The 15,066-nt window shown below is 67.1% G+C and carries 16 protein-coding genes; 8 read left to right on the forward strand and 8 right to left on the reverse strand.

Going from position 1 to position 15,066, the window contains the following annotated elements:
• The coding region (locus tag H0W40_RS16140; RefSeq protein ID WP_292448194.1) for a Tfp pilus assembly protein FimT/FimU at positions 1–168 on the reverse strand (168 nt) is incomplete at its 3' end.
• Between the two features lie 31 nt (positions 169–199).
• Positions 200–637, reverse strand: a complete 438-nt coding sequence (gspG, locus tag H0W40_RS16145; RefSeq protein ID WP_292448168.1) for a type II secretion system major pseudopilin GspG — start codon at positions 635–637, stop codon at positions 200–202.
• A 65-nt stretch (positions 638–702) separates the two neighbouring features.
• On the opposite strand from gspG, the gene H0W40_RS16150 reads away from it, so the two are divergent.
• Positions 703–1,347 (forward strand): hypothetical protein, encoded by a 645-nt coding sequence (locus H0W40_RS16150; RefSeq protein WP_292448171.1) that lies wholly within the window; start codon positions 703–705, stop codon positions 1,345–1,347.
• A 54-nt stretch (positions 1,348–1,401) separates the two neighbouring features.
• On the opposite strand, the gene H0W40_RS16155 is transcribed toward H0W40_RS16150, so the two are convergent.
• Positions 1,402–2,481, reverse strand: coding sequence for a nicotinate-nucleotide--dimethylbenzimidazole phosphoribosyltransferase (locus H0W40_RS16155; RefSeq protein WP_292448173.1), 1,080 nt, complete (start codon positions 2,479–2,481; stop codon positions 1,402–1,404).
• Positions 2,482–2,590: 109 nt separating this feature from the next.
• Complete coding sequence (ilvA, locus tag H0W40_RS16160) at positions 2,591–4,171, reverse strand: threonine ammonia-lyase, biosynthetic (protein ID WP_292448176.1); 1,581 nt, start codon at positions 4,169–4,171, stop codon at positions 2,591–2,593.
• 354 nt (positions 4,172–4,525) lie between these two features.
• On the opposite strand from ilvA, the gene H0W40_RS16165 reads away from it, so the two are divergent.
• The gene (locus H0W40_RS16165; protein WP_292448178.1) at positions 4,526–4,948 is read left to right on the forward strand and encodes an OsmC family protein; all 423 of its coding nucleotides are present in this window, start codon (positions 4,526–4,528) and stop codon (positions 4,946–4,948) included.
• A gap of 31 nt (positions 4,949–4,979) precedes the next feature.
• On the opposite strand, the gene coq7 is transcribed toward H0W40_RS16165, so the two are convergent.
• Positions 4,980–5,615, reverse strand: a complete 636-nt coding sequence (gene coq7, locus H0W40_RS16170; protein ID WP_292448181.1) for a 2-polyprenyl-3-methyl-6-methoxy-1,4-benzoquinone monooxygenase — start codon at positions 5,613–5,615, stop codon at positions 4,980–4,982.
• A 302-nt stretch (positions 5,616–5,917) separates the two neighbouring features.
• On the opposite strand from coq7, the gene H0W40_RS16175 reads away from it, so the two are divergent.
• From H0W40_RS16175 to H0W40_RS16195, 5 genes are all read left to right on the forward strand, one after another.
• Positions 5,918–6,979, forward strand: a complete 1,062-nt coding sequence (locus H0W40_RS16175; protein WP_292448184.1) for a porin — start codon at positions 5,918–5,920, stop codon at positions 6,977–6,979.
• Positions 6,980–7,140: 161 nt separating this feature from the next.
• Positions 7,141–8,124, forward strand: a complete 984-nt coding sequence (locus H0W40_RS16180) for an ABC transporter permease (protein WP_292448186.1) — start codon at positions 7,141–7,143, stop codon at positions 8,122–8,124.
• Positions 8,125–8,153: 29 nt separating this feature from the next.
• Positions 8,154–9,062 (forward strand): ABC transporter permease, encoded by a 909-nt coding sequence (locus H0W40_RS16185; protein ID WP_292448196.1) that lies wholly within the window; start codon positions 8,154–8,156, stop codon positions 9,060–9,062.
• A gap of 31 nt (positions 9,063–9,093) precedes the next feature.
• Positions 9,094–10,080, forward strand: a complete 987-nt coding sequence (locus H0W40_RS16190) for an ABC transporter ATP-binding protein (RefSeq protein WP_292448199.1) — start codon at positions 9,094–9,096, stop codon at positions 10,078–10,080.
• Positions 10,077–11,075 (forward strand): ABC transporter ATP-binding protein, encoded by a 999-nt coding sequence (locus H0W40_RS16195; protein WP_292448189.1) that lies wholly within the window; start codon positions 10,077–10,079, stop codon positions 11,073–11,075. Before H0W40_RS16190 ends, H0W40_RS16195 begins: the two co-directional genes overlap by 4 nt.
• Before the next feature lie 153 nt (positions 11,076–11,228).
• Here H0W40_RS16195 and lysA read toward each other — a convergent pair whose 3' ends face one another.
• Both lysA and H0W40_RS20065 read right to left on the reverse strand, forming a co-directional pair.
• Positions 11,229–12,527, reverse strand: a complete 1,299-nt coding sequence (gene lysA, locus H0W40_RS16200) for a diaminopimelate decarboxylase (RefSeq protein WP_292448191.1) — start codon at positions 12,525–12,527, stop codon at positions 11,229–11,231.
• Positions 12,524–12,691: a lipoprotein gene (locus H0W40_RS20065; protein ID WP_367153830.1), complete on the reverse strand. Its 168-nt coding sequence runs from the start codon at positions 12,689–12,691 to the stop codon at positions 12,524–12,526. The genes lysA and H0W40_RS20065 overlap by 4 nt, the downstream gene beginning before the upstream one ends.
• A gap of 51 nt (positions 12,692–12,742) precedes the next feature.
• Between H0W40_RS20065 and cyaY the strand changes: the two genes are divergently transcribed.
• A complete protein-coding gene (gene cyaY, locus H0W40_RS16205; protein WP_292448201.1) occupies positions 12,743–13,081 on the forward strand; it encodes an iron donor protein CyaY in 339 nt (112 codons plus the stop codon).
• Positions 13,082–13,137: 56 nt separating this feature from the next.
• Here the strand turns inward: cyaY and H0W40_RS16210 are convergent.
• Positions 13,138–15,066: penicillin-binding protein 1A (locus H0W40_RS16210; protein ID WP_292448192.1), on the reverse strand; the 1,929-nt coding region annotated here is incomplete at its 5' end.

Raw genomic sequence — 15,066 nt, forward strand, 5'->3', positions numbered from 1 at the left:
GGCCGACTCGAGCAAGGCCGCGAGCCGCGCCGCCTCGCGCTCGAGGCGCGTGGCCGAGGGATCGCGCAACGCCAGCACGGCGACGGAGGAGGCGATGGCAATCACCGCCACCACGATCAGCAGTTCCACGATCGTGAAGCCGCGCGCCGCGCGAGGCAGCCGTGTCACGGAGGGCTTTCGGGCGCTGCGCGCCGGCTGTTCACTGCCAGGAGCCGATGTCGGCGTCGCGGTCTTCGCCGCCGGACTGTCCGTCGAAGCCGAAGCTGAACACGTCGACCTGGCCCTTCACGCCCGGGTTCACATACTGATAAGGCCGGCCCCAGGGATCGTTCGGCAGCTTTTCGAGATAGGGCTTCCAGTTCGGCGGCACCGGCGTGGCGCCAGGTTTGGAGACCAGCGCTTGCAGCCCCTGTTCGGCGGTGGGATAGCGCTGGTTGTCCAGGCGGTACAGCTTGAGCGACTGCATCAGATTATTGACATCGGTGCGCGCAGCGGTGACGCGCGCGTCGTCGGCGCGGTCCAGCACGTTGGGCACGATCAGCGCGGCCAGCACGCCGATGATGACCAGCACGACCATCAACTCGATCAGCGTGAAGCCGCGCACGCAACGGCGCGGGAAAGAGTGAACAGGCGTCATTTGAGAGCTCGGACGGCGCTCGGCAACCGTCGTGTGTGAGGGCCTGTCCATCATAATCGCGTGCCATGTCAGCCCGTATCGCTGCGTTCTTCTTGTGGGCCGCTGTTGCGGCATGTTTGGCCTATTGGGGCCTGCGTGTCGGCGTCGCGGCTCCGCCGCTGCCCGCCTCCGTCCAGCCGGTGTCCACAGTCATGGTGCTTCGGGGCGATGTCATGCGCCTGTTCGCCACGCCGGCAGCGGCCGACGCCCCCTCGCCGACCGAGCCGGGCCTGGCCAGCCGCTTCAAGCTGGTTGGCGTGATGGCACCGCAAGCCGGCGAGCGTGGTGCGGGTGAAGGCATCGCGCTCATTGCTGTCGACGGCAAGCCGCCGCGGCCTTTCAGGATCGGCTCGGCGGTCGACGGCACTCTGGTGCTTCAGGCGGTCGCCCGCCGCGGCGCCACGATCGGGCCGTCGGAAGGCTCGGCGGCGGTTCGGCTGGAGCTGCCGCCGCTGGTGCCGGCGGCCACCGGCAGTCTGCCGCCGGCGCCTTCCTTTTCGCCCGCGGCCGCCGAGCCGGCGCAGCCCCCGGAATATCCGGGACAGTTCGAACCGCCCGAGCAGTCCGAATTCGTGGCGCCACCCTCGCCAGACCCGCTTGCGCCCGCCCCTGACAGCGGCCAGTCAGCCCACGAGACCGATCCGGCAGACGATCGCATCAACCGCCGCTAGCGCGGGGAAGCGGCGGCTGGCGCGCAGACATTGCGTCGTCGCCCGGCCTGAAATTCAAAGCGAGCGCGGTCCGCTGCGCTGTGCTTCGGCGGCCTCCGGCATCAACGCTGACGACGGCAGGGTCGGGCCGGCGTCTTCTCCTTCGACCACTTCGCTCAGCAACGCTGCCGCGCTGTGGATCAGCGGCCAGGCCAGGGTGGCGCCGGTGCCGTCGGTGCTTTCCATGCCCAGTTCGAGCAGGGCGCTGGCCTGGAAGATTCCCATGGCCTGGTCGAGCCCCGGGTGGCTGTGGCTGCGGCAGAAAACGACATAGTCGGTCACCGGCGCGGCGATGCGCGAGGCCACCAGCAGCGCCGCGCAGGCCGGCACGCCGTCGACCATGATCAGGTGGCGCTTGCTAGCGGCCACCAGCATGGCACCGACCATCATGGCAATTTCGAAACCGCCGAAGGCGGCGAGCACTTCGACCGGATCGGTGACGCCGTCATGCCGTGTCCGCACCGCATCGAGCACGCCAAGCAACGGCTCCGACGGCAAGGCGTCCTGCGTTTGCAGCAGACCGGCGATCGGCGCGTCGGCAATGCGCGAGATCAGCATCGCCGCGCTTTCGTGCGAGCCGATGCCGATGCCGGCGCAGGCGAGCACGTTGCCGGGCATGGTGTCGGCCATTTCCATGCCGGCGCGGATGGCGGCATGCGCCTGATCCACCGACATTGCGGCGGCGAAGCGGGCATTGCGGGTGCCGAAACCGATCTTGCGCTGCAGCAGGGCCGGATGCGGGCCCAGTTCATCAGCCAGGCCGGCGTCGATCACGCTGATGTTCATGCCCTGGATGAAAGAAAACACTGCCATCGGCAGCCGGCCGGCCAGCAGGTCTGTGACCAGGGACAGGGTCGAGGCGCCAGGTGGCGTCAGACCTTCTACGACGAGACCATGATCACCGGCGAACACCATTAGCTGCGGCTGATGCAAGCGCGGCTTGAGCGTGTTCTGGATCAGCCCCAGGCGCACCGCGAGCGGTTCGAGCTCGCCCAGGCTGCCGGCGGTTTCGCCGCGACGCTGCAGCTTCAGGCGCAGGGCGTCCTCGAGCCGGGGATGGGCGGTAGGGGCGATCAGGGAACGCTGCACGGACATGAGGGTGTGGGCTTTGAAGTCGCGCGATTGTGCCCGCTGGATCGCACGGCGGCGACCGGCGGACCGGGGGGTGGGTGGACGTCGCCCGCGCGGAGCGAGCGGTGCAAGCTCAGCGCAGGAAGAGCCGGTACACGGGGTTGTCGGTCTCCTCGACGCAGGGGTAGTCGAGCGAGGCCAGGAAAGCGTCGAGGGCCTGCGCTTCGCCGGGAGGCACCTGCAGGCCGACGAGGATGCGGCCGTAGTCGGCGCCCTGGTTGCGGTAGTGAAAGAGGCTGATGTTCCAGTCGGGGTGCATTCGCGTCAGAAAGCGCATCAGCGCGCCGGGCCGCTCGGGGAACACGAAACGAAACAGCCGCTCGCCCTGCGCCAGCTCGGAGCGCCCGCCGACGAGGTGGCGGATGTGCGTCTTGGCGAGCTCGTCCTGGGTCAGGTCGACGGTCGGGAAGCCCTGAGCAGCGAAGCCGTCGGCGATGCGCGCCGATTCGCCATGGGCGGCAGTGGTCAGGCCCACGAATACGTGCGCCCGCTCGGCGTCGGAAATGCGGTAGTTGAACTCGGTCACGCTGCGCGGGCCGACCAGTTCGCAAAAGCGCTTGAAGGAGCCGCGCTCTTCCGGAATGGTCACCGCGAACAGCGCCTCGCGCTCCTCGCCCACCTCGGCGCGCTCGGCCACGAAGCGCAGCCGATCAAAGTTCATGTTGGCGCCGCAGGTGATCGCCACGAAGGTGCGGCCTGCGCAGCGCTCGCGAGCAACGTACTGCTTGATCGCCGCCACCCCCATCGCGCCGGCCGGCTCGAGGATGGCCCGGGTGTCCTGGAACACGTCCTTGATGGCGGCGCAGACGGCGTCGGTGTCGACGATCTCGAAGCCGTCGACCAGTTCACGGGTCAGCCGGAAGGTCTCCTCGCCGACGAGCTTTACCGCGGTGCCGTCGGAGAACAGCCCCACGTCGGGCAGCAGCACCCGCTCGCCGGCGCGCACGGAGCGCACCATCGCATCGGAGTCGGTGGTCTGCACGCCAATGACCTGGATCTCCGGACGCACCGCCTTGATGTAGGAGGCCACGCCCGAAATCAGGCCGCCGCCGCCGATGGCGACGAACACCGCGTCGATGGGCCCCTGGTGCTGGCGCAGGATCTCCATGGCGATGGTGCCCTGGCCGGCGATGACGTCGGGATCGTCGAAGGGATGGACGAAGGTGGCGCCTTGAGCTTGCTCCAGTTCGAGCGCGTGGGCATGGGCGTCGGAGTAGCTGTCGCCGTGCAGCACTACCTCGCCGCCCAGCGCACGCACCGCGTCGATCTTGAGCTGCGGGGTGGTCACGGGCATCACGATCAACGCCCGGCAGCCCAGCTTGCGGGCGGAGAGCGCCACCCCTTGCGCATGGTTGCCGGCCGAGGCGCAGATCACGCCGCGCTCCAGCTGCGCGGGACTCAGGTGCGCCATCTTGTTGTAGGCGCCACGCAGCTTGAAGCTGAACACCGGCTGCTCGTCTTCGCGCTTGAGCAGCACGCGGTTGGCCAGGCGCTCGGAGAGTTGGGGCGCGGGCTGCAGCGCCGACTCGACGGCCACGTCGTAGACCTTGGCGGTCAGGATGCGCTGCAGGTAGTCGGTCGGCCCCGCAGGAGTGCGGTTCACGGGGCGGACGGACGCTTCGGAACGGATCGGGGGGCGCGCGGCGCGGGCCATCGGGGTCTCCTCCTGCGAAGCGGCGCGATGATAAGGCAGGCGCCTGTCGGGGCGCGACGTGCGATGACCTCGTCGGTCAAGAACGGTGGCGCCAGTCGCACCCAATTTCACCGCGGCGAGCCGGCGTCTACTCGGGCAAGAAAAAAGCCCAAGGCCGCGAGGCCTTGGGCTGAAATCCACCGGTTGGAGGGTGGAGGAGACAAGCGATGTCGCGCAAGCTCAGCCTGCGCAACGCGTCTGGATTCTAGTGCCGCCCCATGAGGTGAGGCGGATCAACGCCCTCTGGCTTCGAGGTGGCGGCTCCATTGCGGCAGAACGGCACAATCTGCAGCCCTCAGCACAAGGAGATCGAGGATGGAATGCACCGTTCGCTGGCAAGCCGCGGCCGGCATGGCCTTTCACGCCGAAACGGGCAGCGGCCACCTGATCGCCATGGACGGCGCGCCCGACGGTGGCGGCCGCAACCTCGCGCCGCGGCCGATGGAAACGGTATTGGCCGGCACCGGCGGTTGCACTGCCTACGACGTGGTGCTCATCCTCAAGCGGGGCCGCCACGATGTGCGCGACTGTGAAGTCCGCCTCACGGCGGAGCGCGCAACGACGGACCCCAAGGTGTTCACGCGGATCCACATGCACTTCATCGTGAGCGGCCGGGGCTTGTCGCCCGCCGTGGTCGAACGCGCGGTGCAGCTCTCGCACGAGAAGTACTGCTCGGCCAGCGCCATGCTCGGCAAGACGGCCGAGATGACCACCGCAGTCGAAATCGTCGATCTCTGAGCGGGGCCACGCAGTGCCACGGTGATCGAGCTCAGATCCGCTGCGCCACCGTCGTCATCACCTTAGCTGCGCCGCGCATCAGCCAGCGCATCGGCGCCGGCAGGGTGGCCGCACCGGCTTCTTCGGCGCCTTGGGCGTGGCGCGCTTCGTCATCACGCATCTGCGCCACGATGGCGCGGGACTCGGCATCGCGAGGCGGCAGCCGCTCGAGATGACCCGCCAGGTGCTGCTCGACCTGGCGCTCGGTTTCGACCAGAAAGCCCAGGCTCCTTGCATCGCCCGCGCGTCCGGCCACAAGCCCGATGCCGAAGGCACCGGCGTACCACAGCGGATTGAGCCAGCTAGCGCGGCCGCCGAGTTGTTCGAGTCGCGTCTCGGTCCAGGCCAAATGATCGGTTTCCTCGCTCGCCGCTGCCTCGTAGCGTGCTTTGAGCGCGGGGTCGCGCGTGCCGAGGGCTTGCGCTTCGTACAAGGCCTGGGCACACACCTCGCCAACGTGGTTGACACGCATCAGCGCCACGGAAAGCGCGCGTTCGGATTCGCTCAGGGGAGCGGCGGCCTCGCTCGGCTGCGGTAGGGGCCGCGATGCCGAATGGCTGCCGAACACGGTGCGCAGGGCGTTGTCGAGGCTGGCGATCAGCCGGTCGGCAGGGCTGAGTTGTGGCATGTTGGAACTCGTTGTTCAGGGTTTGGGCGGTTCGCCGCAGCGGGCTCCAGCGACGTCTCGACCATAGCGCGGAGGCGGCGGACGCTGCGCGCTTACCCTGATGACGGCCCCGTGAATGCAATCGGCCAGGGCAGTAAGTTGCATCGTGGCAACAAAAAAGCCTGCAATTTGGACGAAGCACTGTTCACGAACGCAGGGCTCTGGTCGAATCCGATTCAACGCCCGGTTCGGGTTTTTGTCGGGATGGCTGAGGAAACCTCGGCCTTGCTGAATTCTTCTTTCCAACTTAGGAGATGGTCGTAATGAAAAAGTCAATCCTCGCTCTTGCCGTGCTGGGTGCCTTCACCGGCGCCGTTTCGGCGCAGTCTTCGGTCACGCTGTACGGTCGTCTCGATAACGCGCTCGTCTGGACCGATCCGGGCTCCGATCGCGGCGATTCGCGGTACTCCTTAAACGGCCACGACGTCATCGGCGGCTCGCGTTGGGGCCTGCGTGGCAGCGAAGATTTGGGTGGCGGCCTGAAGGCCAACTTCGTCATCGAGTCCGGTTTCAATGGCGATACCGGCGCCCAGAGCGGCTCCAAGCTCTTTGATCGTCAAGCCTTCGTTAGCCTGAGCTCGAAAAGCCTGGGCGAAGTTCGCCTCGGTCGCCAGCAAACGCTGACTCGTGAAGTGAACTTGCTGACGGGCGACATTTCGAGTGAAGGCGAATTGACCATCACCGAGAGCGTGGCGAGCAACCGACCCTTGTTCCAGAATTTTTCTAGCCGTGTTGACAATGCCGTTCAGTATCTCTCACCCAGTTTCGGCGGGTTCCAGGTACGTGGTCTTGTGGCGGCTGGTGAAGGCGTCACCGCGCGTCAGCAAGGCTTGATGGTGAGCTACTCGGCCGGTCCCCTAAAGGCGGCCTTGTCGTATGAAACCTACGCCAACAAGCCGGCTCGCGCCGACGACCCGGACACTACGCCTGCTAACGAGTTCAACGCGGACAAGAGCGGCAGCTACAACGAGGTCGCTACTGTGGGTGCTTCGTATAACTTCGGCGTCGCAACCTTGCTCGGAAGTTATCAGAACACCACCGATCTTGGTTCGTCCACGGCCTTCACGGAAGGCACTGATCACGACGCCTACAACGTCGGCGTGATGGTTCCCTTCGGCGCATTCCAGTTCCGTGCGCAGTACACCACCTCCACCGTCGAAACGGCAAATGGCGACCTCGACCAGGACAAGTACGGCGCCTCCCTGCGTTACAGCCTGTCCAAGCGGACTCAGCTGTACACCGTTGTGACCAAGCGCGAGGGCGACAACGACGAGACGTTCACCCGCGACACGCAAGTTGCTTTCGGCATCGGCCACAACTTCTGATCGCGTTTCCCTGTGTTGAAAAGGCGCCCATCGGGCGCCTTTTCTTTTGGGCTCGGCCAATCGTTCCCTGTCTTCGCCGTGGCGAGAGCCGTTGGTTGTAAAGCCGTGCGTTGTCCAGGCACGTGCCGTCCGGCACCATTGCGGCTCTCCTCGCTGAACTCATGCTCGCCTTTCTCCTGCGCCGCCTGCTCCAAGCCGCCCTCGTGATGCTCGCGGTGAGCTTCATTGCCTTCATGCTCTTTCAGTACGTCGGCGATCCGGTCACGCACCTGCTGGGGCAGGACGCTACCGAGCAGCAGCGTGTGCAACTGCGCGCCGACCTGGGTCTGGATCGGGCCTTCGCCATGCAGTTCGCCAGCTTCGTCGGCAATGCGCTGCAAGGCGAGTTCGGTGTGAGCCTGCGCCAGGGCCGCGAAGTCTCGGCGCTCATTGCCGAGCGCTTGCCCGCCACGCTCGAACTTTCGCTCGCTGCCGCCGTGCTGGCGCTCGGCGTGGGTCTGCCGCTCGGCATCGCAGCTGCGCTTGAGCGCGGCGGCGTCTTGTCGCAGCTGATCATGGCGGGCTCGCTGCTCGGCGTTTCGCTGCCCACCTTTCTCATCGGCATCCTCCTGATCCTGGTGTTCTCGGTCTGGCTGCCGTGGCTACCAAGCTTCGGCCGGGGCGAGGTCCTGAATGTCGGCGGCTGGAGCACTGGGTTCTTCACGCTTTCCGGCTGGCGGCACCTGTTGCTCCCGGCCGTGACTCTGGCGGTGTTTCAACTGGCGTTGATCGTGCGGCTGGTGCGCGCCGAGATGCTGGAAGTCTTGCGCGCCGACTTCATCCGTTTCGCGCACGCTCGAGGCCTGAGCAGCCGTTCGGTGCATTTCGGCCATGCGCTCAAGAACACGCTGGTGCCGGTGATCACCATCACCGGCCTGCAACTGGGCTCGCTCATCGCTTTTTCGATCATCACCGAGACGGTGTTCCACTGGCCCGGCATGGGGCTGCTGTTCATTCAAGCGATCGCCTTCGCCGACATTCCCGTGATGGCCGCCTACCTGTGCCTGATCGCGCTGGTCTTCGTGATCATCAACCTGTGCGTCGACCTGCTGTATTTCGCTGTTGATCCACGGCTGCGCATCGAGACCGCCGCGGCTGTGCACTGAGCTTCTCCGTGGAATTGACGACCGCACCCATGAGCCGATGGCAGCGCGCCTTCGACAGCGATCTGTGGCACAGCTTTCGCACCTCGCCGGTGGCGGTAGGGGCGGCGGCGGTCGCAGCGGTCTGCCTGTTCTGCGCGCTGTTCGCCGGCTGGGTGGCGCCGCACGATCCTTTCGATCTGGCGACGCTGAATCTGGCGAACTCGCGGCTGCCGCCGGCCTGGCTGGAGGGCGGGCGGGTCGAGCATTTCCTGGGTACCGACGACCAGGGCCGCGACATCCTCTCGGCGGTGATCCACGGCGCGCGCATTTCGCTGTTGGTGGGCTTGGCTTCGGTGCTGCTGTCGATGCTCGTCGGCGTGACACTCGGCTTGGTGGCGGGATTTGTCGGCGGCTGGGTCGATGCCTTCATCATGCGGGTGTGCGATGTGATGCTGTCCTTTCCGGCGATCCTGGTCGCGCTGCTGATCGACGGCGTCGGCCGCGCGGTTTTCCCCAATGCGCAGGGCCTGCTCGCCTTCGGCGTGCTGATCCTCGCCATTTCGCTGACCGGCTGGGTGCAGTACGCGCGCACCGTGCGCGGCGCCACCCTGGTGGAGCGTCGGAAGGAGTACGTGCAGGCCGCGCGCGTGATCGGCGTGGCGCCGGCGCGCATCATGCGCCGCCATGTGCTGCCCAATGTGCTGGGTCCGGTGCTGGTGCTCGCCACGATCCAGGTCGCCTCGGCCATCCTGACCGAGGCGACGCTGAGTTTTCTGGGCGTCGGCGTGCCGCCGACCTCGCCGTCGCTGGGCACCCTGATCCGCGTCGGCAACGACTTTCTCTTCAGCGGCGAATGGTGGATCACGATCTTTCCCGGCGCCATGCTGGTGCTCATCGCGCTCAGCGTGAACCTGCTCGGCGACTGGCTGCGCGACGCGCTCAACCCGCGGCTGCGCTGAGCGTGCGGGCCGCTGGAGTCGACCCTTGAACGTGGAAGTACCGCTGCTGGAGGTTCGCGACCTGTGCGTCGACTTCACCGGTCGGCGCGGCGCGCTGCGTGCGCTCGACGGCGTGAGCTTCGAGCTGGCCGCCGGCGAAACCCTTGGCCTGGTCGGCGAATCCGGTGCCGGCAAGTCTCTCACCGGCGCGGCGATCATCGGCCTGCTCGAGCCGCCGGCGCGCATGGCCGCCGGTGAGGTGCGGCTCGGCGGCGCGCGCATCGACCAGCTGCCGCCAGCCGAGCTGCGCCGCATCCGCGGCCGGCGCATCGGTGCCGTATTTCAAGACCCGCTGACGGCGCTCGACCCGCTTTACACGGTGGGCCGGCAGCTCATCGAAACCATCCGCACCCATTTGCCTCTCGGCGAGCGGGCGGCGCGCGAACGTGCCGTCCAGCTGCTGCGCGAAACCGGCATCACGGCCGCCGAGCTGCGCATCGATCACTACCCGCATCAGTTTTCGGGCGGCATGCGACAGCGCGTCGTCATCGCCTTGGCCCTGGCAGCAGAGCCGCAACTTCTCATTGCGGACGAGCCCACGACTGCGCTCGACGTGTCGATCCAGGCGCAGATCATCGGCCTGCTCCGGCGGCTCTCCCGTGATCACGGTACTGCGGTGCTGCTGATCACCCACGACATGGGCGTCATCGCCGAGGCCTGCGACCGGGTCGCGGTGATGTATGCCGGGCGCATCGTCGAGATCGGGCCGGTGCGTGCGGTGATCGAGACGCCGGCGCACCCCTACAGCGCCGGCTTGATGGCGTCGATCCCTTCGCTGGCCGATGAGCGTGAGCGGCTTGCGCAGATCGATGGCGCGATGCCGCGGCCCGGTGCGCATCCGGGCGGGTGCCCCTTCCACCCGCGCTGCCCCCAGGCTTTCGAGCGCTGTCGCGTCGAGCGGCCGGAGCTGATGCCGGCGGGCGCGACGCGCGCGGCCTGCTGGCTCGTCGTCGATTCTTCGCAGGAGGCGCACGGATGACACCGCCGCTGGTCGAGGCCCGGGGGCTGGTCAAGTCCTTCGACGTGTCGGCGCCCTGGCTCGAGCGCGTGCTCGAAGGCCGCTCACGACAGGTTCTGCGGGCGGTTGACGGCGTCAGCTTCGCCATCGAACGCGGCGACACCCTGGCACTGGTGGGCGAGTCCGGCTGCGGCAAGAGCACCCTCGCTCGCCTGCTGGTAGGGCTGCACGCGCCGAGCGCCGGCAGCGTTCATTTCGACGGTGCACCGGCCACGCCTGCGCTGGCGGCCCGCCGCGGCGGAGGAGCGCTTCGAAGGCGCTTGCAGATGATTTTTCAGGACCCGTATGCCAGCCTGAATCCACGCTGGAGCGTTCACGACATCGTGGCCGAACCGTTGATCGAGCACCGGCTGCTTGCCTCGCCGGCCTTGCGGCGCGAGCGGGTGGCCGGGCTGCTCGCTGACGTGGGGATGAGCGCCACCGATGCGGCCCGCTATCCGCACCAGTTCTCGGGCGGCCAACGCCAGCGCATCTCGATCGCCCGCGCGCTGGCCAGCGAGCCGGAGTTCCTGGTCTGCGACGAGCCGACCTCGGCGCTCGACGTGTCGGTGCAGGCCCAAGTGCTCAACCTGATGAAGGATCTGCAGCGCGAGCGTGGCATGACCTATCTCTTCATCTCGCACAACCTGGCGGTTGTGCGGCATGTCGCCGACCGGGTCGGCGTCATGTACCTCGGTCGCATCGTCGAGCTGGCTTCACGGCGCGCCTTGTTCGACACGCCGCGCCATCCCTACACCCGCCTGCTGCTCGACGCAATTCCGGACATCGGCAGGCGCGGCCGCACGCAAGCGCCGGTGCTCGGCGAGCCCGGCAATGCACTGCAGCCGCCGAGCGGCTGTGCGTTTCATCCGCGTTGCCCGCATGCGCTGGAGCGCTGCCGCATTGAGCGGCCGGAGTTGCAGAGCATCGGCGTCGTCGATGTGGCCTGCCATGCGGTGAGCGAAGGACGAATCTAGACGCGATACGGGTTCCGTGCACGGCCCATCCCCCTCACCCCAGCCCTCTCCCCCGAGTACGGGGGAGAGGGAGCAAAAGCACTCCCTCTCCCGCTTGCGGGAGAGAGTTGGGGTGAGGGTGTGTGGGGCACAGACCTCTCCGCGCAGCGCGCCTCACCTCGGCAACAGGTGCTCGCCGCGAAACAGTTCGGCCGGCGTCTCACGCTCGCGGATCAACGCGGCGTGTTCGCCATCGACCATGACTTCCGCCGCGCGCGGCCGGCTGTTGTAGTTGCTGGCCATGCTCATGCCATAGGCACCGGCACTCAGCACCGCGATCCGGTCGCCCGGCCGCACCGCGAGTGCGCGGTCGCGACCCAGCCAGTCGCCCGATTCGCACACCGGGCCGACCACGTCATAGACAGTCTGCGGCTCGTTGCGCGACTGGCAGGCCACGATGGCCATCGTGGCACCGTACATGGCAGGGCGCATCAAGTCGTTCATCGCGACATCGACGATGCAGAAGTTCTTGCCTGGCCCCGTGCTGTTCTCTTCTGCCGCTGTCCCAGGTTTGAGATAGAGCACCTCGCCGAGCAGCACGCCGGCATTGCCGACCAGTGAGCGACCCGGCTCGAACACCAGCGCGCGATGGCTGTGGCCGCGCGCGTCGATTCGCTCCAGCAGCGCGGCGATCAGCGCGTCCGCGGCCGGCGGCGTTTCGTCGGTGTACCGGATGCCCAGTCCGCCGCCGAGGTCGAGGTGCCGAATGCTCACGCCCTCGGCCTCCACCGCTTCCACCAGATCGAGCAGGCGATCGAGCGCGTCGAGATAAGGGCCGATCTCGGTGATCTGCGAGCCGATGTGGCAATCGATGCCGACGACCTCGAGGCCAGGCAGACGGGCGGCGCGCCGGTAGGTTTCGACGGCGCGCTCATGCGCGATGCCGAACTTGTTGTCCTTGAGGCCCGTCGAGATGTACGGATGGGTGCGCGCATCGACGTCGGGGTTGACGCGCAGGCTGACGGGCGCCCGATGGCCCAGCGATGCGGCCACCGCCGAGAGCTGATCCAGTTCGGCCTCGCTCTCCACGTTGAAGCAGCGCACGCCGACTTCGAGCGCGAGCTTCATTTCGGCGCGTGTCTTGCCGAGACCCGAAAACACTACCTTGCCCGGGTCGCCACCGGCGGCCAGCACACGCTGGAGTTCGCCGCCCGAGACGATGTCGAAGCCGCATCCGGCTGCGGCGAAGGTCTGCAGCACGGCCAGGCTGGAGTTAGCCTTCATTGCATAGCAGATCAGATGCTGGCGGCCTTGCAGCGCTCGCTGGTAAGGCTCGAGCGCGGCGAGCATTGCGCGCCGCGAATAGACGTAGAGCGGCGTGCCGAAGCGCTCGCCGAGTTCGCTTGCTGCGCAGCCGTCGATGAAGAGTTCGTCGCCGCCGTAAGCGACGAACGGCGCGCCGGGCAGGCTCACTGCGAGGCCGGCGCTGCCGGCGGCGTGGCGGCTTGCGGCGCCGAGGCGCTACCTGCGGGCGGTGCCAGAAAGAGGGAACCCTTCTGCCCGCAGGCGGCGAGCGCCAATGCACACACTGCGAGTGCGGTGCAGCGGCTGCCTAGAATCTTCAAGCGTTTAAACATGAATGGATTCTACGAATGAGCCCTGCCTCTGCTGATTCAGTTTCGGCGTCGCTGAGCGACGCGCAGTACCGGGCGCTCACTTCGGAGCTGCTGGCCGGCATCGAGCGCCAGGTCGACCGTTGGCTGCAGGACGACGTGGTGGACATCGACGCCGACCGCACCGGCGGTTTGCTCGAATTGAGTTTTCCCGGAGGCAGCAAGATCGTCGTCAACACGCAGCCGCCCTTGCAGGAAATCTGGTTGGCGGCGCGCCGGGGCGGCTTTCATTACCGCCACGCCGACGGTCGCTGGCGCGACACGAAAAGCGGGGCCGAGTTCTGGAGGACCCTGTCCGAGTGCGCGAGCGAGCAGGCGGCAAAACAATTGACGTTCGACGCACCGGCGACTTGAGCGCGGCCTGAAAGCCGTTGACGCGTCCGCTTTGCGCAAGGGCTCGCTGACCCGCCTTAGTTCTTGAACAGGTCGAGGATGCTCCGGCGCTCTTCTTCGCTCGGCGCCGGTGGGGCGATCGGGTCTTCGAGGCCCAGACTCGTGACACCGTTGTCCGGCCCGTACTCCTCGTAGTACCACTCGCCCGCGACATTGAGAACGCCCGGCGGCGGCTTGACCTCGTTGACCGGCACATCCTTCAGGGCGGTGCTCATGTAGTCGATCCACACCGGCAATGCCAGGCCGCCGCCGGTTTCCCGGTCGCCGAGCTTCTTGGGCTGGTCGTAGCCGATCCACACCACCGTCACCAGGCTTTTGGTGTACCCGGCAAACCAGGCATCGAGAGAGTCGTTGGTGGTTCCCGTCTTGCCGTACAGGTCCGGGCGCTTGAGCACCGCCTGCGCACGCGCCGCAGTGCCGGTGCGGGTAACTTCCTGCAGCAGGCTGCTCGTCAGGAAAGCGTTGCGCGGGTTAATGGCAGGCACCGACACATCGGGCACCGACACGTCGGTCTGAGCGACGATGCGGCCGCGGTTGTCGGTCACCCGCGTCACCAGGACCGGGTTGACGCGGTAGCCGCCGTTGGCGAAGACCGCATACCCGGTGGCCATCTGCAGGGGCGTGACCGAGCCTGTGCCCAATGCCAGCGGCAGGTAGGGCAGGTGCTTGTCGGCGTCAAAGCCGAAACGGCTGATCCAGCTTTGCGCGTAGTCGGTGCCGATGGCCTCCAGGATGCGAATCGAGACCATGTTCTTCGACTTTGCCAGCGCGCGGCGCATCGACATCGGGCCGTCGAACTCGCCGTCGTAGTTCTTCGGCTCCCAGGGCTGGCTGCCGGTGGTGACCGCGTCGTAGAACAGTGGGGCATCGTTGATCACGGTGGCCGGCGTGAAGCCTTTTTCGAGTGCGGCCGAATAGATGAAGGGCTTGAAGCTCGAGCCCGGCTGGCGCCAGGCCTGGGTCGCATGGTTGAACTTGCTCTTGGCATGGTCGAAGCCGCCAACCATGCTGCGAATGACGCCAGTGCGCGGGTCCAGGGCGATCAGCGCTGCCTCGACCTCGGGCAACTGGGTGATCGACCACTCGTCCTTGTCGCCCTGGATGACCCGGATCACCGCGCCGGGGTTGATCTTGATCTTGGGGTTGGCCTTCGGCGAGAGGCCGGACGCGGCCGGGCGCAGGCCGGTGCCGGTGATGGTGAGGGTCTCGCCGTTCTGCAGCACGGCCACCACCTCCTTTGGGCTGGCCTCGAGCACCACGGCGGCCTTGATCTCGTCGTTGTCGGGGTGATTGACCAGCGCTTCGGCGATGCGCGCGCCCCTCGTGCTCGCATCGCCCGAGAGGTCGATGACGTCCTCGGGGCCCCGGTAGAACTGCCGGCGCTCGAAGTTGGTGATACCGCGGCGCACGGCGCGGTAGGCGGCCTCCTGATCGACCGAACGCACGCTCGTGTAGACGTTCAGGCCGCGCGTGTACGCGTATTCGCCGTACTGGCTGTAGATCAGCTGGCGCGCCGCCTCGGCCACGTAGTCGGCATGCAGTGGCACGACGATGCGCTGGCGGTAGACGAGTTCTTCCTCCTGTGCGGCGTCTGCTTGTTCCTCGGTGATGTAGCCGTTCACGAACATGCGCTCGATGATGTGCTGCTGGCGCTGGCGGGCGCGAGTCGGGTTGACCACCGGGTTGTAGGCCGAAGGCGCCTTGGGCAAGCCTGCCAGCATGGCCGCCTCGGCCACCGTGATGTCCAGGAGCGACTTGCCGAAGTAGATGTCGGCCGCGGCGGCGAAGCCGTAAGCGCGCTGGCCGAGGTAGATCTGGTTCATGTAGACCTCGAGGATCTCGTCCTTGCTCAGCTGGCTCTCGATCTTGAGCGCGAGCAGGATCTCGTAGATCTTGCGGGTCAGCGTCTTCGCGGTGGGCAGGTAGAAGTTGCGCGCCACCTGCAT

The organism is Methylibium sp. (genome assembly GCF_013817345.1).
In the GTDB taxonomy this organism is placed as follows: Bacteria; Pseudomonadota; Gammaproteobacteria; order Burkholderiales; family Burkholderiaceae_C; genus Methylibium.